Source organism: uncultured Corynebacterium sp., from assembly GCF_902489365.1.
Classification (GTDB): domain Bacteria; phylum Actinomycetota; class Actinomycetes; order Mycobacteriales; family Mycobacteriaceae; genus Corynebacterium.
This window is the reverse complement of record NZ_CABTZR010000004.1, coordinates 1-19,136: the sequence shown is the minus strand read 5'-3', so window position 1 is coordinate 19,136 and position 19,136 is coordinate 1. Positions and strand designations below refer to the sequence as shown.

At 63.0% G+C, this 19,136-nt stretch carries 21 protein-coding genes; 18 read left to right on the top strand and 3 right to left on the bottom strand.

Annotated elements, in window-relative coordinates:
* The first annotated feature begins 134 nt into the window (after window positions 1-134).
* The 5 genes from glmM (at window position 135) to RDN59_RS01165 (ending at window position 4,257) form a co-directional block, all read left to right on the top strand.
* Window positions 135-1,478: a phosphoglucosamine mutase gene (glmM, locus tag RDN59_RS01185; RefSeq protein ID WP_308606207.1), complete on the top strand. Its 1,344-nt coding sequence runs from the start codon at window positions 135-137 to the stop codon at window positions 1,476-1,478.
* 139 nt (window positions 1,479-1,617) lie between these two features.
* Window positions 1,618-1,929: a hypothetical protein gene (locus RDN59_RS01180; protein ID WP_308606206.1), complete on the top strand. Its 312-nt coding sequence runs from the start codon at window positions 1,618-1,620 to the stop codon at window positions 1,927-1,929.
* Window positions 1,929-3,662, top strand: coding sequence for a zinc metalloprotease (locus RDN59_RS01175; RefSeq protein ID WP_308606205.1), 1,734 nt, complete (start codon window positions 1,929-1,931; stop codon window positions 3,660-3,662). The genes RDN59_RS01180 and RDN59_RS01175 overlap by 1 nt, the downstream gene beginning before the upstream one ends.
* Window positions 3,662-3,934: a hypothetical protein gene (locus RDN59_RS01170; protein ID WP_308606204.1), complete on the top strand. Its 273-nt coding sequence runs from the start codon at window positions 3,662-3,664 to the stop codon at window positions 3,932-3,934. Before RDN59_RS01175 ends, RDN59_RS01170 begins: the two co-directional genes overlap by 1 nt.
* 98 nt (window positions 3,935-4,032) lie before the next feature.
* Window positions 4,033-4,257, top strand: coding sequence for a hypothetical protein (locus RDN59_RS01165; RefSeq protein WP_308606203.1), 225 nt, complete (start codon window positions 4,033-4,035; stop codon window positions 4,255-4,257).
* 55 nt (window positions 4,258-4,312) lie between these two features.
* Here RDN59_RS01165 and RDN59_RS01160 read toward each other — a convergent pair whose 3' ends face one another.
* Window positions 4,313-5,146, bottom strand: a complete 834-nt coding sequence (locus tag RDN59_RS01160) for a dienelactone hydrolase family protein (RefSeq protein WP_308606202.1) — start codon at window positions 5,144-5,146, stop codon at window positions 4,313-4,315.
* A gap of 121 nt (window positions 5,147-5,267) precedes the next feature.
* Between RDN59_RS01160 and glmS the strand changes: the two genes are divergently transcribed.
* From glmS to RDN59_RS01115, 9 genes are all read left to right on the top strand, one after another.
* Window positions 5,268-7,139 carry a glutamine--fructose-6-phosphate transaminase (isomerizing) gene (gene glmS / locus RDN59_RS01155; RefSeq protein WP_308606201.1) on the top strand — a complete coding sequence of 624 codons (1,872 nt, stop codon included), beginning with the start codon at window positions 5,268-5,270 and terminating at the stop codon, window positions 7,137-7,139.
* A 25-nt stretch (window positions 7,140-7,164) separates the two neighbouring features.
* A complete protein-coding gene (alr, locus tag RDN59_RS01150; RefSeq protein ID WP_308606245.1) occupies window positions 7,165-8,268 on the top strand; it encodes an alanine racemase in 1,104 nt (367 codons plus the stop codon).
* Window positions 8,258-8,722 carry a tRNA (adenosine(37)-N6)-threonylcarbamoyltransferase complex ATPase subunit type 1 TsaE gene (gene tsaE, locus RDN59_RS01145; RefSeq protein ID WP_308606200.1) on the top strand — a complete coding sequence of 155 codons (465 nt, stop codon included), beginning with the start codon at window positions 8,258-8,260 and terminating at the stop codon, window positions 8,720-8,722. Before alr ends, tsaE begins: the two co-directional genes overlap by 11 nt.
* Before the next feature lies 1 nt (window position 8,723).
* Window positions 8,724-10,316 (top strand): aspartate:alanine exchanger family transporter, encoded by a 1,593-nt coding sequence (locus tag RDN59_RS01140; protein ID WP_308606199.1) that lies wholly within the window; start codon window positions 8,724-8,726, stop codon window positions 10,314-10,316.
* A 97-nt stretch (window positions 10,317-10,413) separates the two neighbouring features.
* Window positions 10,414-10,959 carry a hypothetical protein gene (locus RDN59_RS01135; RefSeq protein ID WP_070517436.1) on the top strand — a complete coding sequence of 182 codons (546 nt, stop codon included), beginning with the start codon at window positions 10,414-10,416 and terminating at the stop codon, window positions 10,957-10,959.
* On the top strand, window positions 10,959-11,651 hold the full coding sequence (gene tsaB / locus RDN59_RS01130; protein ID WP_308606198.1) for a tRNA (adenosine(37)-N6)-threonylcarbamoyltransferase complex dimerization subunit type 1 TsaB: 693 nt from the start codon (window positions 10,959-10,961) through the stop codon (window positions 11,649-11,651). The genes RDN59_RS01135 and tsaB overlap by 1 nt, the downstream gene beginning before the upstream one ends.
* Complete coding sequence (locus tag RDN59_RS01125) at window positions 11,648-12,184, top strand: GNAT family N-acetyltransferase (RefSeq protein ID WP_308606197.1); 537 nt, start codon at window positions 11,648-11,650, stop codon at window positions 12,182-12,184. The genes tsaB and RDN59_RS01125 overlap by 4 nt, the downstream gene beginning before the upstream one ends.
* Window positions 12,178-13,230: a tRNA (adenosine(37)-N6)-threonylcarbamoyltransferase complex transferase subunit TsaD gene (tsaD, locus tag RDN59_RS01120; protein ID WP_308606196.1), complete on the top strand. Its 1,053-nt coding sequence runs from the start codon at window positions 12,178-12,180 to the stop codon at window positions 13,228-13,230. The genes RDN59_RS01125 and tsaD overlap by 7 nt, the downstream gene beginning before the upstream one ends.
* A gap of 78 nt (window positions 13,231-13,308) precedes the next feature.
* Window positions 13,309-13,737, top strand: coding sequence for a hypothetical protein (locus RDN59_RS01115; protein ID WP_101735840.1), 429 nt, complete (start codon window positions 13,309-13,311; stop codon window positions 13,735-13,737).
* A 34-nt stretch (window positions 13,738-13,771) separates the two neighbouring features.
* On the opposite strand, the gene RDN59_RS01110 is transcribed toward RDN59_RS01115, so the two are convergent.
* Together RDN59_RS01110 and RDN59_RS01105 are read right to left on the bottom strand one after the other, a co-directional pair.
* Complete coding sequence (locus RDN59_RS01110; RefSeq protein ID WP_308606195.1) at window positions 13,772-14,407, bottom strand: response regulator transcription factor; 636 nt, start codon at window positions 14,405-14,407, stop codon at window positions 13,772-13,774.
* Entirely contained in the window at window positions 14,404-15,534 is a 1,131-nt protein-coding gene (locus tag RDN59_RS01105) for a histidine kinase (RefSeq protein ID WP_308606194.1), read from the bottom strand. The genes RDN59_RS01110 and RDN59_RS01105 overlap by 4 nt, the downstream gene beginning before the upstream one ends.
* A gap of 112 nt (window positions 15,535-15,646) precedes the next feature.
* Between RDN59_RS01105 and RDN59_RS01100 the strand changes: the two genes are divergently transcribed.
* From RDN59_RS01100 to groEL, 4 genes are all read left to right on the top strand, one after another.
* On the top strand, window positions 15,647-16,252 hold the full coding sequence (locus tag RDN59_RS01100) for an ABC transporter ATP-binding protein (RefSeq protein WP_308606193.1): 606 nt from the start codon (window positions 15,647-15,649) through the stop codon (window positions 16,250-16,252).
* Window positions 16,236-17,510 (top strand): FtsX-like permease family protein, encoded by a 1,275-nt coding sequence (locus tag RDN59_RS01095; RefSeq protein WP_308606192.1) that lies wholly within the window; start codon window positions 16,236-16,238, stop codon window positions 17,508-17,510. The genes RDN59_RS01100 and RDN59_RS01095 overlap by 17 nt, the downstream gene beginning before the upstream one ends.
* A gap of 139 nt (window positions 17,511-17,649) precedes the next feature.
* Window positions 17,650-17,949 (top strand): co-chaperone GroES, encoded by a 300-nt coding sequence (groES, locus tag RDN59_RS01090; protein ID WP_167595557.1) that lies wholly within the window; start codon window positions 17,650-17,652, stop codon window positions 17,947-17,949.
* Between the two features lie 18 nt (window positions 17,950-17,967).
* A partial coding sequence (gene groEL / locus RDN59_RS01085; protein ID WP_308606191.1) for a chaperonin GroEL occupies window positions 17,968-19,136 on the top strand: 1,169 nt, incomplete at its 3' end.

The window sequence follows — 19,136 nt, the reverse complement described above, 5'->3', positions numbered from 1 at the left end:
TCGGCCCAGCGCGCGCGCCAACTGGGGAAACTCCCCACCGGCCCGGTGCGCAGCGCAGTAGGCGGGAAGAAGCCTACTCAATAAGAATGAGCCGACCTGCGCCAGATAAGGGGGAGCGGGCATAATGAATAACTATGACTCGACTTTTTGGAACCGATGGAGTTCGCGGCCTCGCGAACAAGAAGCTCACTCCCATTCTGGCTTTGCGCCTAGGGCAAGCAGCAGCTGAGGTGCTGACCTCGGACCGTGAGTCCTATGAGCGCCGTCCGCTGGCGATTATCGGGCGTGACCCGCGCGTATCCGGTGAGATGCTGGATGCGGCGATTGCCTCGGGCTTGGCCTCGCGCGGCGTCGACGTCGTGCGCGTCGGCGTGCTGCCGACCCCGGCCATCGCGTTCCTCACCGATGATTTTGGGGCAGATCTCGGCGTGATGATTTCTGCCTCCCATAATCCGATGCCGGACAATGGCATCAAGTTCTTCTCCGCGGGCGGCAAGAAGCTGCCGGATGAGGTGGAAGACCGCATTCAGGCCGCCATGGACACCCTTGCCGAAGACGGCCCGACTGCGACCAAGATTGGCCGCATTATTTCGGAGGCCCCCGACGGCCGGGAGCGCTACCTCAAGCACCTGGCGGAGGTCGTCACCACGGATCTGAGCGGCATCAAGGTTGTTGTCGACACCGCAAACGGTGCTGCTTCCAAGGTCGCCCCGCAGGCCTATGAGGCAGCGGGCGCTGAGGTCATTGCTATCCACAACAAGCCCAATGCCTTCAACATCAACGAGGACTGCGGTTCGACACACATTGATAAGACTCAGGAGGCCGTCGTCGAGTACGGCGCCGATCTGGGCCTGGCCCACGACGGTGACGCCGACCGTTGCCTAGCCGTCGATGCCGAGGGCAACGTCGTTGACGGTGACCAGATCATGGCGATCCTCGCGGTGGGCATGAAGGAAGAGAACGACCTCCGCTTCAACACCCTGGTGGCCACCGTGATGTCGAACCTAGGCCTGAAGCTGGCGATGGAGGAGCAGGGCATCGAGGTCAAGGAAACCGCCGTGGGTGACCGCTACGTGCTGGAGGAGCTCAACCGCGGTGATTTCTCCTTGGGCGGCGAGCAGTCCGGTCACGTGGTGCTGCCGGATGATTGCACCACTGGCGATGGCACGCTGACAGGCTTGTCCATCATGGCGCGCATGGCTAAGTCCGGCAAGACTCTCAAGGAACTGGCCTCCGTGATGACGGTATTGCCGCAGGTGCTCATCAACGTGCCGGTGTCCGATAAGGCGGTCATCCTCAACGCACCCGAAGTCAAGGAAGCTATTGCCGCCGCCGAGGCAGAGCTTGGTGATACGGGCCGCGTCCTGCTGCGCCCCTCCGGCACGGAGGAGCTCTTCCGCGTCATGGTGGAAGCAGCTGAAAAGGAGCAGGCACGCAAGGTAGCGGGCAAGCTCGCTGCCGTCGTTGCTGCAGTTTAGTTTTACCCGCATAGTCGCAACCCTGGGCTTTTGGCCTGGGGTTTCGTATTTTTGTTAGTGGTGGGGAACCGAAGGGGACGTTTCTCAGTCCAATAAGAGCAGGAATCACTGTTTGTTGTGGACGAGAAGGAGGGCGCACATGCCCGACGTATTTTTTGATGAGGAGGAAGCCACGCGGCTTCTCGACGACGTCATGGACCAAGCCCGCGCCCAAAGTGACGCGCACCGCGGGGACAGGCCGAGCTTTGCCCCGTCTTCTGCGGGACGGGATTTTAGCGGGCATGGGGCGCAGATTCAGGCATTGCTGAGTCGGCTACACGAGCGCGGTGCGTGGCGCTTGGAGAACATATCGGCCACCGCAGGCGCTGCGCGTGAGCAGGTGCGGGCTTTTGGCGACGTCGACCGTGGCCTCGCTGGCCAATTCGGCAACCAGGAAACGGGGGTGAACTGATGTCCACGATGATCAAGTCGCTCTTGGGTGATTATTCACAGGTAGTCTCCCAATTTCAGGCTGCGAGCCTTGGCGGCTACTCCGGTCCCAGCACACCGATTGATTTGTTAGGGGACATGGTCGGTTCCGTCGACGGGATCAACCCAGGAGAGCTAGTGACGCATACCGCGTCGGCGATGGGCGCGCGACGTCCGCGGCGCGGCGGCAATGGTCTGCGGGATTTCCTCCTTGGCACGGTGCTGTCGCTGGCTGGGGGAGCAATCATGGATCACCTGCGCGGCGTGCAGGATGACTTTGAGAAGGAGAGGGACGAAGCCGATGACTTGGTGGAGTCCGCGCAGCAGTGCTCCGAGGCCATCGAAGACGTGGTTAGTGTTTCCGAATCTGCCGTAGCGGAGTTGATCTCTGCTGTAATTCCGCTGCTAAATATCTTGACCATGCTCTTGCAGCGGCACCCGTTGGGCAAGGCCATCGTCCCGGTTGTTTCGCGCATTGGCGGTGACCTGATCGACCAGACGAACGACACCATTTCGCAAACCTGCCGGGACCGCGACACTGCCATTGAGAATTGCTACGGCGAGTTTGAAAAGCGTTGCACCGAGGTATGCGAGCGGGAGCTGCCGGAAACCCCGCCTGAGCCTGAATGCGGTGGCGAAGAGAAGCCGCAGGAGTGCCCACAACCGGATCCTGAGCCCTGTGAACCGACGAAACCTGCGAGCCCCGCTGAACCAACGGCACCGGCGCAAGCCCAGCCAACGGCACCGGCGCCGACAGCGCAGCCCGCTGCACCGCAGCAACCAGTCGAGCCGGAACCAGACAAACCGGTGGCACCGCCAGAAAAATCTGAGCCAACCCAGCCCGCGGCGGTGACGGAAGAAGAATGCCCGCCGGCTGAAGATAAGCCTCAGCCAACGAAACCGAACACGCCGCATACCGTGCCGACTGAGCCCGCAGCGCAAGCGCAGCCCACACCCGATTCCACCGCAACAGAAGAAGAGCACAAGCCGTGCGGGTGCCACGCGGAGAAGGAGGAGCAGCAGTCTTGTACCTGCACTGAGCAGCCGCGCGACGTAGGAACCACCACGCCGGCCGACGCCGGGATTGAGGCACCCAGCGAGGTTGACGTGCCCACCGCACCCGTGCAAACGGAGGTGACTGACTGCCCGGAGGAGGCGGTACAGGAAGTCGAAGAGGCCGAGGAGCCTGACGAGCCTGTAGAAGCTGAAGACTGTGAGGAAGACAGCGGCGAGAGTCCTAACGCGGAAGCCTGTGAGTGCAAGCCGGAGGAATCCTGCTGTGGAAGTCTGGGAATCCTAGGCGTGGGAGTTGCCATTCTGGGGCTTGGTCTGCTGGCTGAAGCCGCGGCGGATTTCATTGAGAATCTGCCTGAGCCAGAGTCGGAACCTGTGCCTGAGCCCGAACCAGAGCCCGAGCCGCAGCCGGAACCGGAGCCGGGACCACCGGCGGCGCCAGAACCAGCCCCGGACAACGGAGTCACGCCACCACCGCCAGAGCTCGCTAACGTTCCGGAGCCAGAAGCCCCACCGGAGAAGCTGGCGCACATGCAGGCAGCGGAAGCGCCGGCACCGGTGCCAGCCCCGGAACCGGCCCCTGAGCCAGCCCCTGGGCCGGGCCCTGGGGTGGGAGCCGCACCAGAAATGACACCGGAAACGACACCGGATGAAAGCTCAGATTCCCCATCCGTACAGGCGCGAAAGGCAGGGCAGTGGTAATGCCGCACAATGATTTCGATGAGTTCGCACGCGGATTCCGTGAGCGCACAGCCGCACGGCTGCTGGAGTTTGAGAAAGCGATGGCCAAGGCACAGGACGAGCTTGAGAAGTCCGCTCAGCGCGCGGCCCAAGCTCAAGCGCACGCACATGCGCCGCACACACATACGCCGGGGCGAAACCCAGAGCCCAGGGGCGTGCCGCATAGTCAAGCGCAGGGGCAGGGCCGGGGCCGTCCGCGCGGTCAGGTGCAGTCGGTGCTCAGGCGCAGCTGAAGCAGCAGCGAGAAACAAGTCTGGTTCCTCGCAATCACAGGTGATACCGTGAGGTGACTGCCTACTGCACGTATCAACCAGGGTGAGGAGAATGCCGCATGACAACAGTGCCTTGGCTTTATGACGTCCTGTGGGGCGTTCTTCCCATGCTGTATCTCTTGGTGGCTTTTGTTGTGCTTGGCATTGAGATTAAATTCGACAGAGAAATGTCCCACATAAAGCTGTGGACGGCCGCTCAGTTGCTTCTGCCGGGCATTGCACTTATTGCCTGGTATTTTCTTGAAGTCCCTAAGCTAAAACAACTACAGCAGGACGACAACTGATCGTCCTGCTGTAGTTAGGAAAAGCCGCGCCGTGAAGCGTTATTTCGTTGGAGCTTTATTTGCTGTGCTCAAATCCGGCGCGTTGGGCCAAGTCCTCGCCGGTGAAGCTCTCAACGCCCTTCGCGGAGGCGTCGGCAGCCGCAAAGCCGTCATACTTGGATTCGCCAGCCAGGGTGGAAAGGAAGAAGCCGGTCACAAGGCCGCGGGCGGTCTCGACTGCGGAGCCCTGGAAGAAGCCGGAACCGAGTGCCAACTTGAAGAACTTATCCTCACTGAAACCGGACTGCGTGCCCTTGGCAATCTCCCGGTAGGCCACCGGTCCGCCCCACGCGTTGGCCAGCTTCGCGGGGTTGCCGGCACGGAAGATGTCATCCTGGCCCGCGCCGATAACGAGGCCGCGCGCCTTAACAGTGCGGGCAGCTTGAACGGCGGATGGTGAGGTATCAGCAGGGTAGAGGGCTGCGACGGCGCGGACCTTCGGGTTATCCACGGCAGCCAAGGTGGCTACGCCGCCGCCCATGCCATGGCCGAAGACACCCAGCTTGGAGGCTGACACCGAAATCTTGCCAGCGCCTAGCCTAACGCCGGCGGCAATCTGCAGGGCCGATTCGAGGTCAGCAGCCAGGTTACGGTGCTTGGCAAAGACACCAGTCTCCGTATCGGGAGCAACCACCACGATGCCCCAGCTGGCCAGGTGGCGCAGGGTGGCGTGGTAGTCCTTGATGTTCTTTGTCCAGTCGTGAGCAAACGCCACGGCGGGCAGGCCTTTGCCTTCAGCAGGGGTGTAGACCTTGCCTTCCAGCCCTGCATAAGACAGGTCCCCAACGAGGACGCGGTGCGGGCCGCGCTTGGACAACGTACCGAGATGCTTCTTCAAATTCGCAGACACGCTTTACAGAATAGAGGAAAGCGTAGACAAAGAGGTGGACATGTACCAGATAGGTGGGGGAAGGTTTTAAGCACGCTCCTTGCGGTTCGGCACGATAAATCATGCTGTAAAATTCCGTTCCATGTGTGGAATCGTTGGATACATTGGCCATAACACCGATGGTCGTGAGTACTTTGCCCTCGACGTTGTGCTGGAGGGCCTGCGCCGACTGGAGTATCGCGGCTATGACTCAGCAGGCGTCGCAATGTACGCCGATGGGGAGATCTCCTGGCGCAAAAAGGCTGGAAAGGTCGCTGCGCTGGAAGCTGAAATCGCTGCGCGCCCACTCAAGGATTCCGTCCTGGGCATCGGGCACACCCGCTGGGCAACCCACGGTGGTCCAACCGATCTGAACGCCCACCCGCACGTGGTGGACGGCGGCAAGCTCGCCGTCGTGCACAACGGCATCATCGAGAACTTCGCCGAGCTCAAGAGCGAGCTGGAGGGCAAGGGCCATAACTTTGTGTCCGAGACCGATACTGAGGTTGCCGCCACCCTGCTGGCGGATGTCTTCCACAACGAGGCCCACGGCGACCTCACCAAGGCCATGCAGTTGACCGGCAAGCGCCTGGAAGGTGCGTTCACCCTCTTGGCTATTCATGCCGAGCAGGCAGACCGAATCGTGGCTGCGCGCCGCGATTCGCCGCTGGTCATCGGTTTGGGCGAGGGCGAGAACTTCCTCGGCTCGGATGTCTCCGGCTTCATCGACTACACCAAGTCCGCCGTGGAGATGGACAACGACCAGGTCGTGACCATCACCGCGGATGACATCGAGATCACCGACTACGACGGCAACCCGGCCCAGGGCAAGCCTTTCGAGATCAAATGGGACGCCGCTGCTGCTGAAAAGGGCGGCTTTAACTCCTTCATGGAGAAGGAAATCCACGACCAGCCAGCGGCCGTGCGCGATACGTTGCTGGGCCGCCTCGACGAGACTGGCAACCTGGTCCTCGATGAGATCCGCATCGAGGAGTCGGTGCTCAAGTCCATCGACAAGATCATCGTCATCGCCTGCGGCACCGCCGCTTATGCCGGACACGTCGCGCGCTACGCCATCGAGCACTGGTGCCGCATCCCGTGTGAGGTGGAGCTGGCTCACGAATTCCGCTACCGCGATCCGATCGTCAACGAGAAGACCCTGGTCGTGGCCCTGTCCCAGTCGGGCGAGACCATGGATACTCTCATGGCCGTGCGCCACGCCCGCCAGCAGGGCGCCAAGGTGATTGCTATTTGCAACACCCAGGGTTCCTCCATCCCGCGCGAGTCCGACGCCGCTTTGTATACCCATGCCGGCCCGGAGATCGCCGTGGCCTCCACCAAGGCCTTCCTGGCACAGATCACCGCGACCTACCTGCTGGGCCTCTACCTGGCGCGCCTGCGCGGCAACATGTTCTCCGATGAGGTCAACTCCGTCTTGAATGACCTGCGTGCGATGCCGGATAAGGTCCAGGCAGTCATCGACAACGAGAAGCAGGTCTACGATCTGGCCAACGCTATGGAGAACGCTAAGTCGGTGCTCTTCCTCGGCCGCCACGTCGGCTTCCCAGTCGCGCTGGAGGGCGCGCTCAAGCTCAAGGAGATCGCCTACCTGCATGCCGAAGGTTTCGCTGCCGGCGAGCTCAAGCATGGCCCGATCGCGCTCATCGAGGAGGGCCAGCCGGTCTTCGTCATCGTGCCTTCCCCGCGCGGCCGCGATTCCCTGCACGCTAAGGTCGTCTCCAACATCCAGGAGATCCGCGCCCGCGGTGCTATCACCATCGTCATCGCGGAAGAAGGCGACGCGGCCGTCGAGGCCTACGCCAACCACACCATCCGCATCCCGCAGGCGCCGACGCTGATGCAGCCGCTGCTGGCTACCGTTCCGCTGCAGATTTTCGCCTGCGGTGTAGCCACCGCCAAGGGCTATGACGTGGACCAGCCGCGCAACCTGGCGAAGTCCGTGACCGTCGAATAGCGCTGAGCCCTCAAGTGGCACAATGGTGGGTATGTTAAAAACCACCGTTGACCTCAACGCTATTGCCCACAATGTTGCTCGCGTGAAGGAGGCGGTGGCCCCGGCCCGCCTCATGTGCGTGGTCAAGGCGGATGCCTATGGCCACGGCATCGAGCGCTGCGCACCGGTCATGGCGAAGGCGGGGGCAGACGCCTTCGGGGTGGCCACCTTAGCTGAGGCAGTAGCTTTGCGGAAGGTGATCGACACCCTCCCCATCGCTGCTTGGCTGTGGGAGCCAACAGAGGACATCGCCCCGGCCCTCGCCGCTGGTATCCAGATCGGCATCCCTTCGCTGGCGCACGCCCAAGCACTCATTGCCGCCGAGACTCCCACCGAAGTCTTCGTGATGGTGGAGACGGGGATGCACCGCTCGGGCGTCGACAAGCATGCGTGGGAGGAGACCTTCCGCCTGCTTGCCGACGCCCCCCACATCACCGTCCTCGGCCTCATGTCCCACTTTGCTTGTGCGGACGAACCGGAGCACCCACACAATGATCATCAGGAGGCGGAGTTCCGCCAGGCCCTAGCGCTTGCCCGCGACGTGGGCCTGGAGTGTCCGCTGAACCACCTTGCCAATTCGCCGGCGGCATTGACTCGCCCCTCAGCACGTTTTGAACAAGTGCGCGCCGGTGTGGCCCTGTATGGGCTCGAACCGGTGGACGGGCTCGACCATGGGCTGGAACCAGCCATGACGTGGGAGGCTTCCGTCGTTGCCGTGAAGCCGATTTCGGCGGGGGAGTCCACATGTTACGGCCTGACCTGGACCGCGGATAGTGACCGCGAGCTCGCCACCGTCAGCGTGGGGTATGCCGATGGCCTGCCGCGCGCCTTCCAGGGAGCGCTGCAGGTAGGCATTGGTGGTGAGCTCTACCAGCAGGTGGGGCGGGTCTGCATGGACCAGATCGTCGTCGACCTCGGCGCGAACCCTCACGGCGTGCGCGCCGGAGACACTGCCGTTATCTTTGGGCGCGGCGGTATGAGCGCTACAGAATTAGCCGCGGCCGCTGGCACGATCAACTATGAAGTGGTGTGCCGCCCCACCGGACGCACCACGCGCACCTATTGTGAAGGAGCTAACGATGCGCAGTGATTTTCCGCACGAAGGGCGCCGCGTGGCTGCCACCCCGGAGGATGCCCAGGCCTTTGGTGAAGAGTTAGGCGCGGCGCTGGAAGCAGGGGACTTGGTGATCCTCGATGGCCCCTTGGGCGCCGGGAAAACCACCTTTACGCAGGGCATTGCCCGCGGAATGCAGGTGAAGGGGCGGGTGACCTCGCCGACCTTCGTCATCGCGCGCGAGCACCCTTCCCGCGTGGGCGGGCCGACGTTGGTGCACGTGGATGCCTACCGCCTGCTCGATCATTCGGATGATCCGTTGGGGGAGCTGGACAGTCTAGACTTAGACACCGAAATTGAGGACGCCGTCGTCGTCGCCGAGTGGGGTGGGGGCTTCATGGAGCGCCTGTCTGATGCGTATCTCGCCATCACAATTAACCGCGACTCGGAGGATGACGTCCGCGTCTTTACATGGAAATGGGTGAATTAACGTGCTGGCTTTTCTTGCTGAACAGCCCCTGCTGACGCTCTTTCTGATCATGGCGGTGGGACTGGCCGTGGGCAAGATCAATGTCTTCGGCATTTCGCTCGGCGCCGCCGCGGCGATGTTCGTGGCTTTGGGCCTGTCCGCGGCGAACCCGGACATCGTGGTCCCCGCCTTTGTTTATCAGTTCGGTCTGGCCATCTTCGTTTACGTCATCGGCCTGAACTTCGGCCGCAGCTTCTTCGAAGATTTCCGTCGGCGTGGATGGAAGATGTCCATGGTGGTCATCGTCTTCTTCTTCATTCTGGCGGGGCTGACAACCCTAGCGATGCGCCTCTTTGATCTGGACCCTGCGATCAGCGTGGGCACCCTTGCAGGTTCGCTGAGCTCGACGCCCGGTATGGCCGCGGTCGTCGAGGCCCTAGGCGGCGATAGCACCCCGGTGGTGGGCTATTCGCTGGCCTACCCCGGCTGCATTATCGGCACCATTCTGGTGGCCGCGATCGGTGCGAAGATGCTGCGTGTGAACCACGTTGAGGATGCCCGCGCCGAGGGCATGATTGCCGAGCCACTGGAGTGGCGGGCGGTGCGCCTGAACCGCGACTTCGATGCCACGGTGGGGGAGCTGCAGGAAGTAACCGGCGAGCGCGTCATCGCTACCCGCCACGTCAACAATCCCCACAACCACAACCTGGCCTACCCGGAGCTGCCGCTGCGCGCCGGCATGGAGCTCTTGCTCAACGGCACGGCACCAGCGCTCGATAGCGCGATTTCCCAGCTGGGTGAGGAGATCCACCTCAACCTTCACGAGGAAGATGGCCTGGTCTACCGCCGCCTGACCGTGTCCAGCCCACGTGTTGCCGGCTATCAGCTCAAGGACTTGGACACTGTCAAGGAAGGCTTCCTCATCGCGCGCGTGCGCCGCGGCGACTCCGACGTCGTGCCGAACGAGGAAACCGTCCTGCACTACTCGGACCGCGTGCGCGTTATCACCGCGCCGGGCAGGCTTGACGACGTCCGCCGTTTCCTCGGCGACTCCGAAGCCAAACTCGGCAACGTCGATCTCTTCCCCTTTGCCCTCGGCCTCTTTATTGGTCTGCTCTTCGGCGCTATCCCGATTCCGCTGCCGGGTGGCACGACGCTGTCCTTTGGCTTCGGTGGCGGCCCCATCGTCGTCGGCCTCATCCTGGGCGCGCTGGGCCGCTCGGGCCCGATTAACTGGCAGCTGCCTTTCCACGCCAAGCAGACTATCTCCACGCTGGGCTTGACCTTGTTCCTGGCGGGCGTGGGTACGTCGGCAGGCGGCCAGTTCCGTGATGCCTTGTCGGATCCGACCTCCCTGAAGTACATAGGCGTGGGCATTGTGCTGTCGCTGGTCTCCGCCATCGGCATCGTCGCGGTATCCATGCTGGTGCTGGGCCTGAAGTTTGATGAGTCGATGGGCATCGCCGCCGGCATGACCACGAATCCGGCGATCATGGCCTACCTCAACCCCCAGACCGGCACCCAGCTGGCAGAACGCGGCTATGCCACCGTGTATCCCACGACGATGATCGGCAAGATTCTCATGTGCCAGGTCCTGGCCCTGCTGATCGTTTGATCTCTTTTCGGCGCCCGAAGGGCCGGTCAGGGCCGCGGCAGGGCGGTCGCGTAGGATATCCCCGTACTGAACTCCCTATTATTAGGAGCACATCCCCATGAATAAAATCGGCCAATTCATCACGACCGTCGTCATCGGCGGCTTTGCCATCGTCCTTGGCTTGCTCATCGCGCTGTCCATGACCCGTTCGCCGGAGGAGCCTTCCTCGACGTTGGGTGAAGCCTTGGACACGTACCCGAAGAACCTGAGCTTCTCCGCGCTCTTGGTCCCCGACGTCTACGGCCAGGATTGGATTGCCGGTCTCGTCGTCTGCCCGGGTGCTACGGAGCAGCAGCTTGGGGAAGGCGGCGTGGATGTCGCCGGTATCGATTTCGTCGACGGCAAGGTGGCGGAGGATGAGAACTACTTTGTCACCGTCAGCGTCAATCAGGAGTACCAGGTGGAGAAGCTGAACCGCTCCCAGGTGGATCTCTGCTCCGGCGTCCTCGAGCAGGTAGAGATGGCCAAGGCTCAGGGCCAGGACGCTCCGCCGCTGCGCGGCATTCAGCCTGGCGAGCCGCTGCAGTTCCTGCGCGGTGATGACCAGATGTTGCAGCAGGGTGCTGACAATGAGGACGCTCCTGCCTGGCAGTTCGTGGGCTAATGAAGGTCCTCGCACTCGATACCGCCACCACGGATCTGGTCACGGGCATCGTTGACACCGACACCGGGGAGAGCATCGACCGCGTTATCAGCGGTACGCGCGCCCACAACGAGCAGCTCATCCCTACCATCGAAAAGCTGCTTGCCGACGCCTCCCTGACCTACCCAGATCTCTCCGACATCGTCGTGGGCACGGGGCCCGGGCCGTTTACCGGGCTGCGCGTAGGCATGGCTACCGCTTCCGCCCTGGGAGTGGCCCTTCACCTGCCGGTGCACGGAGTGTGCACCTTGGATGCCATCGCGCATGGGCGCGCGGGGGAGTGGCTGGTGGCCATCGATGCCCGCCGCAAAGAGGTCTACTGGGCCACCTATGACGAAGGGGCGCGCCGCAGCGGGCCAAACGTGTCGAAGCCGGAAACCCTTGATCTGAGCGCCGCCGGATTTTCGGGTCCGGAAACCGCGCGCCTAGTGTTCCCCGAGTCTATTGCCCCACGTTTGCCGGAGGGTATCGCTGACCTTCCCCGCGAGTGGGCCACACCGCGTGCCGCTGGTTTGGTGGCCTGCGCTGACCTGTCCGCTGAACCCGCGCCGCTCGTCCCGCTCTACCTGCGCCGGCCAGATGCCGTGGAACCACAGAGCAAGCCGCGCTCGGCCGCGCTCGTCGGCGGCATCGAGGACACTCCCGAATCATGAGGCTGCGCCCACTGACCCCCGCGGACGCGCCGCGCTGTGCTGAGCTCGAGAAGGTCCTCTTCCCTGGCGAAAGCCCATGGCCGGCGCATGCCTTCGAGCAGGAAATCGCGGCGGGCCACACCACCTACTGGGCGGTTGACATGAATGTCAACCGCGAAGACCACAAGGACAACCGCGTGGGCCACAAGGACAACCGCGAGGGCCACAACGACAACCGCGCGGAAGTTCTCGGCTACGCCGGTGTCGGACGGATGGGACCCGCCGCCTGGCCGGAGTACGAAATCCACACCATCGGCGTCGACCCCGCCGCCCAACGGCGCGGCATCGCGCGGCTGATGATGGACGCCATCGTCGAACTTGCAGATTCCCACGACGCGCCCATCTTCCTCGAAGTGCGCGTAGGCAACGATCCGGCCATTCGCCTCTACGAGGCCTATGATTTTGTCATCAACGGCCTGCGCCGCAACTACTACCAGCCCTCCGGTGCGGACGCCCACACCATGTACCGACCACGAAAGAGTGAAAGATGTTAATCCTCGGCATCGAGTCCTCCTGCGACGAAACCGGCGTGGGCATCATCGAGCTGTCTGACAACGGCCACATGGAGATCCGCGCCGATGTCGTCGCCTCCTCCATGGAGCAGCACGCCCGCTTCGGCGGCGTAGTTCCGGAGATCGCCTCCCGCGCCCACCTCGAAGCCATGCCGCAGGTGATGAAGGCGGCGTTGGAGGAGGCGGGCGTCGAGAAGCCAGATGCGGTGGCCGCCACCGTGGGGCCCGGACTGGCTGGCGCGCTCCTCGTCGGGGCGTCGGCAGCCAAGGCCTTTGCTTCCGCGTGGGGCGTTCCCTTCTACGGCGTCAACCACCTCGGCGGGCACGTCGCGGTGGCCAACCTGGAGGGCGAGGAGCTGCCGCACTCGGTGGCCTTGCTCGTCTCCGGTGGACACACGCAGCTGCTTGAGGTGGAAGCCGTGGGCAAACCCATGAAGGAGCTGGGCACCACGCTTGACGACGCCGCCGGCGAAGCCTACGACAAAGTCTCCCGCCTCCTGGGCTTGGGGTATCCGGGAGGGCCGGTCATCGATAAGCTGGCCGCCCAGGGAAAGCCCACCATTGACCTGCCGCGAGGTTTGTCCAAGGCCGAGGATCTGCGCGGGCCCAACCGCCACAACTTCTCTTTCTCGGGGCTCAAGACCGCGGTGGCACGCCACGTGGAAAAGGCCGAGCGCGAGGGCGCGACGGTCCAGGTAGAGGATCTGTGTGCCTCCTTCCAAGAAGCGGTGGCGGATGTGCTGACCGCCAAGGCCGTGTGCGCCTGCCAGGACACAGGCGCCAAGGTGCTGCTGCTCGGCGGCGGAGTGGCGGCGAATTCGCGGCTGCGCGCACTGGCGGCAAAGCGCTGCGAGTCTGCGGGCATTGAGTTGCGTGTGCCGCGCTTCAAGCTATGCACCGACAACGGCGTGATGATTGCGGCGGTGGCCGCCCAACTCATTCACGAAGGCGCAGAACCCTCCGGCCTGGCATGCGGAACCGATACGCAGCTTGAGGTGGAAGTGCCGCTCGTAGCTGCCGCGCGCTAGCGGATGCGCAACCCCCAGGGTGCAGGTAGTGTGATGACCGATAATTGCCTCGCTCGCACATAAGGAGCTCACACCGCTATGACCACTGGATTCCTCGTTAACCCCGATCTGTCCCGCCGCACCATCGAGTTTGAGCTCGAGCACGCAAATCAATTCCTCGGCGGCACCACCGAGGATCGCGTCTCCGTGGCCTTCCAGGATGATGGCCAGACCTACGCGGCGCTGTTTAACCCGAACGCCAAGGCTGAAGGCGCCGACCCGAACCCGGTGGCCTCCCTGGCGCGCAATGCTGCCGCGACCGGCAATTCCGCCTTCTTGCAGGACCCAATCCGTTCCATCTGCGGTCCGGTCATCTTCGTTGCTGCAGACGGTGACGATAAGAACATCGACGAGGTCGTCGAGGCCGTTGAGCACGGTATCCGCGCGGTGAAGAATTACCGCGAGGACAACCCGGAGGAGTACCAGCTGTGGCGCGCGGCTGTGCTGAACTCCCACCGGCAGGTCTAATTCCAGCCTTTGTTTGTAGGGCCTGAGCGCTTTTCTAGCGCTCGGTGTGCCGCAGCCATGTCAATACGGCCTTCACCCGTCGGTTGGAGTCCTCGGGTCGAAACCCGAGCTTTATAAATACATTGGAGACGTGCTTGCTTACTGCTCCGGAGGTAAGGACGAGTGTGTCCTCAATGTCTTTATTACTCAATCCTTGGGCCATAAGCCCCAGTACCTCCCGCTCGCGAGCGGTGAGCCGGGCTAAACCAGTGTGCCTTGCGGAAAGCAGCGCCGTGACCACCTCTGGGTCCACCACGGTGCCGCCGCGGGCGACATCGTTAAGCGTGCGCATGAATTCTTCAACATCAGAAACGCGCTCCTTGAGTAGGTACCCGAATCCGCCGTGCTCCAGGAGGTGGTCGAGATAGCTTGCCGCTACGTATTGGCTGAGCACCACTACGGGTTGGGCGGGGTTGGCTGCCCGCAGATCATGCACGGCTTGAAGCCCGTCATCGGTCATCGTGGGTGGCATGCGCACATCGCTGATAATGAGGTCGAAGTCTTCCTGCCCTGCGATGGCGCGCAGTGCTTCGGCATCTGTGACTGCCGTGACGCTATGGCCTAACGCACTGAGTAGTTGCTCCAGCCCTGCGCGCAGGAGCGCGGAATCTTCTGCGAGTAATAGCTTCATTTCGCCTCCTTCAGCGGTAGTTTGACCAGCAGCTGGCCGCCGCCTTCACCCGTAGCATTGGCGCTAGCAGCATCAAAGGTCACCGTGCCGCCGAGTGCAGCAGCACGCTCGCGCAGCCCGGCGAGGCCCGTGCCCGAACCCACAGCTGCACTCTCACCGTCCGGCTCTTTGTCCGTGGGTCCCGTGCCATTATCTACGATTTCTAGGCGCAGCATATCCCTAAAAGCGACCATTACCGCGGCTTCGGTGGCTGCGCCGTGCTTAGAGGCATTTGTGAGCGCCTCGGCGACTGCATGGTAGGCCAGCAGCGCTGTGGTCTCGTCAATCGAGCTCTCAGCGCCCTCTACGCGAAGTGTGGTCTCAAGCCCGGAATGGGCGAGTAACTCGTCGAGGGCGGGGATAAGTCCGTCATCGAAAAGCACCTGCGGCGCAATGCCACGCACTGTCGCCCGCAATGAAGCCAGGGCCAAAGAGGCATTATGTTCTGCGTCAGTCAAGGCCTGCTGTGCTTGGGACGGGGCTTGTAGTTTTGCCGCGGCCAAGTTGAGCTTGAGTGCGGTGAGGTACTGCTGCGGGCCATCGTGCAGTTCGCGTTCGATGCGGCGGCGCTCGCCGGAGAAGGCATCAATGAGTGTGGCACGCGAGGCTGCCAATTCCTCAGCCGAAGGACTCAATGCCAGCCGCGTTAGCGTGGTCGACGCCAAGACCAAGAGGCGGTTGAGGCCTACCAATAGAGCCACCAGCACTGCCGCGGCCAGCCAGCAGGTGAAGAAAATCAGCGGACGGTTGGAGGTGGACCACTCGCCAACGGAGAACTCAGCCTTAGGGACGAATGGCGCTATCACTAGCACACCCGCTGTGAAACCCAGGGCCGTCCACGCGGTAAAACACGCAGCTGAAATCAATAACTGCAACACGAGGTGATAGAACTGCTGCCAATCAAACCATCGATCTGCGCGCCGGGGTGGAATTTCCACGCCCATCCACTTTGCGCCCAACCGGCCGACAAACTCCGCGGCGCGACCCACCAACGGGATCCACGGCAGCATCAACACCGAAATCACCAAGGTTGGGATACACAGCACGCCGAGGAGGAGGCCCCACGCACAGGCTTTGAGGGTTCGCATAGTCTTCGACCCTATCCGCCATGCCGGTGGAAGGGCAGTGGAGCTAGCTCCACCATTTTCCGGGTAGCCCGCCCCATGTCATTGCTTTGCGTGGCCGAGTGGAATCAGAGGCATGTTAAAAGCAGAAAACCTTAGTAAGCGCTACGGCCGCCGCACCGTACTCAATCGCGTCAGTGTGTCCATCGCCCCAGGCGAATTCGTGGCCATCATGGGGCCGTCCGGAAGCGGCAAAACCACGCTCCTGAACCTGCTATCCGGGCTAGATAAGCCCACGTCCGGCCGAGTCAACGCGCCGGGGCGCAAGCAGCGTGCATTTGTATTCCAAGACTATAACCTCCTGGAATCCCTCAACGCGCAACGCAATGCCACCTTGACCGCACGCTTTTCCGGACGGCGCCCTACACGCGGCCGGGTGGCAGAGGTCTTCGACTCGCTCGGTCTCGCTGGATTGGAGAGTCGCCTGCCCGCGCAGCTGTCTGGTGGGCAGCAGCAACGCGTGGCCGTCGCCCGGGCACTGCTGGCCCAAGCGCCCTATATCTTCGCGGACGAGCCTACGGGCGCGCTTGACGACGCCACCGCATCCACCGTCCTTTCCCACCTGCGCGCCGCCGCCCGCGATGGCGCCAGCGTGGTCATGGTGACTCACTCGCACTTCGCCGCTGAGGCGGCTGACCGGATCATTTCCTTAGAGGAGGTGGCCCATGCTGGTGTGGCTTAAGGACTTACAGTCCAATTGGCTATCGTGGCTGGCCGTGGCGCTGACCCTGGTGGTGTCCTCTGGCTCCTGCACCCTGGCGCTGGCCATGCTGGTCGCTTCCTCCGGAGCCGAAGAAAACCCCGCTGGGCCTCTGGGCGGCACGGTGCTGGCAATGTCACTGTGCGTGGTGGTGCTGGTGACGCTGTCTCAGATGCGCCTTATTATCGCCGAGCGTGAACCGGTCTATCGTTCTTGGCGCATGGTGGGCATGCCGGGATGGATGATCCTGTTTTTCATTCTGGGCCAAGTCGCGGTGGTCAGCGCTGCCGCCGGATTACTCGGTGTGCTGCCGGCCCGTCCACTGCTCGCACCGTGTGTGCGTGCCCTGCGCAGTGACGGCATCCCCATGCCAGATATTGCCATAACCGGCCAGGTTGTTGTCATTGCGGTAGCCGTCTGCATGTCCGCGGCCCTAGTTGGCGCGCTCCCTCCACTGCGCCGAGTCTTTCGCAGGCGCGCCACCGCACACCCGTCGTGGCTCATGGTGAAATTCCTGCTCGCATCCGCGGCCATCGGCGGCGCGGTCTATGGATGCCTGCACATCGATGATCCCGGCGACCTCCTTTCGGCCGAGATGGGCTTGGTCATCCTCGTCGCGCTCTTCTTGCCCTGGCTTATGCCTGTTCTGGATCAATGGACCCGCGCGGCCGGCGTCGCTGGGGCTAATGTGCGCGTGCGCCGGTCCTTTTCCACCCCGCACATCGTGCCGTGGGTGCTCGTCGGTGGCTTTATCGTCGCCGTCGGCTCGGGCCTGCGCTTTGGGAACGACGCAGGCGCCGGCGGCACCTTGTCCTCCTGGCAAGTCTTCGTCGCCCTTTTAGGGCCTGTCTTTGCCCCTAGCATCGTGGGCGCAGTGCTTACTTCGCTGCTGATGCACGGCCGCATCGCAGCCGATATTCGTGGCCTTACCTTGGCAGGTGCTGCCCCTTTGGCTTGGATGCGCGTGCAAGTAGGGGAGGCGGCTTGCCTCGCCTTGACTGCGGCTGGCGTGGTCTGTGCGCTGTGCTTGGCGACGCTCCTCCCACTCCACCGCCTCCTTACCCCACAAGAGGCACTCGGTCGGACAATCCTGGAGGAGCTATGGTGGCCGTCCTTCGCCGTAATATTCGGCGCAATGTTTATCGCCCTGGGCGTCGTCAAGCTGGCGCTGGCCGGCTTTGTACACGCACGAGCGGCGTCGTTCGCGGAGGGCGAACGGGTTAGCGGCCCACAACGTTGAGGGCTAGCAGTCGCGAGGGTAGAGTGCTAGGCAGGTTGTTTTGACCCACAGTTGTTCACCCGCGACGACGGCTGTGCTGGACACCCACAACCGGCACGCGCACGTCCATGTGGACGTGCACTAGGAACAATTCGGAGGAATCATCATGGCAAACATCAAGCCGCTGGAGGACAAGGTCCTCGTCCAGATCGTTGAAGCTGAGACCACCACTGCGTCCGGTCTGGTTATCCCGGACTCCGCGAAGGAGAAGCCGCAGGAGGCTACCGTTGTAGCCGTTGGCCCGGGCCGCACCAACGACAAGGGCGAGGTTGTCCCGGTTGGCGTTAACGAGGGTGACACCGTCATCTTCTCCAAGTACGGCGGCACCGAGCTGAAGTACGACGGCCAGGAGTACCTCCTGCTGTCCGCTCGTGACCTGCTCGCTGTTATTGAGAAGTAAAAGTAGGCGATTAACCCTATGCCAAAACTGATTGCATTTGACCAGGAGGCTCGCGAGGGCATCCAGCGCGGCGTGGACACGCTTGCCGACGCCGTCAAGGTCACCCTCGGCCCCCGCGGCCGCAACGTCGTGCTGTCCAAGGCCTTCGGTGGCCCGACCGTCACCAATGACGGTGTGACCATCGCCCGCGACATCGACCTCGATGATCCGTTTGAGAACCTCGGCGCCCAGCTGGTGAAGTCCGTGGCTGTCAAGACCAACGACATTGCCGGTGACGGCACCACCACCGCCACCTTGCTGGCCCAGGCACTCGTCTTTGAGGGCCTGCGCAACGTTGCCGCTGGTGCTAACCCGGTGGAGCTCAACAAAGGCATCGCGGCGGCCGCTGAAAAGGTCGTCGAGGAGCTCAAGAAGCGCGCCACCCCGGTGAACTCCTCTGCGGAGATCTCCCAGGTCGCCACCGTCTCCTCCCGCGATGCTGAGGTCGGCGAGATGGTCGCTGGCGCCATGGACAAGGTGGGCAAAGACGGCGTCGTGACCGTCGAGGAGTCCCAGACCATCGAGTCCACCGTGGACGTGACCGAGGGTATTTCCTTCGACAAGGGCTACCTCTCCCCGTACTTCGCAACGGAGGAGGAAACCTACAACGCCGTGCTTGACGACGCCGCAATTCTCCTCGTCCGCAACAAAATCTCCTCCCTGCCGGACTTCCTGCCGCTGCTGGAGAAGATCGCGGAGTCCTCGCGCCCGACGCTCATCATTGCCGAGGACATCGAGGGCGAGCCGCTGCAGGCGCTCGTGGTGAACTCCATCCGTAAGGTCCTCAAGGTCGCCGCCGTGAAGTCCCCGTACTTCGGCGAGCGCCGCAAGGGCTTCATGGATGACCTGGCTGTTGTCACCGGTGCTACCGTCGTCGACCCGGAGGTTGGCATCAACCTCAAGGAAGTTGGCCCGGAGGTACTCGGTTCCGCCCGCCGCGTCACCGTGTCCAAGGAGGACACCGTGATTGTGGATGGCGCCGGTACTGCTGAGGCCGTCGAGGAGCGCCGCGAGCAGCTGCGCCGCGAGATCGAGCGCACTGATTCCACCTGGGACAAGGAGAAGCTCGAGGAGCGCCTGGCTAAGCTGTCCGGTGGCGTTGCCGTCATCCGCGTTGGCGCCGCTACCGAGACCGAGGTCAACGAGCG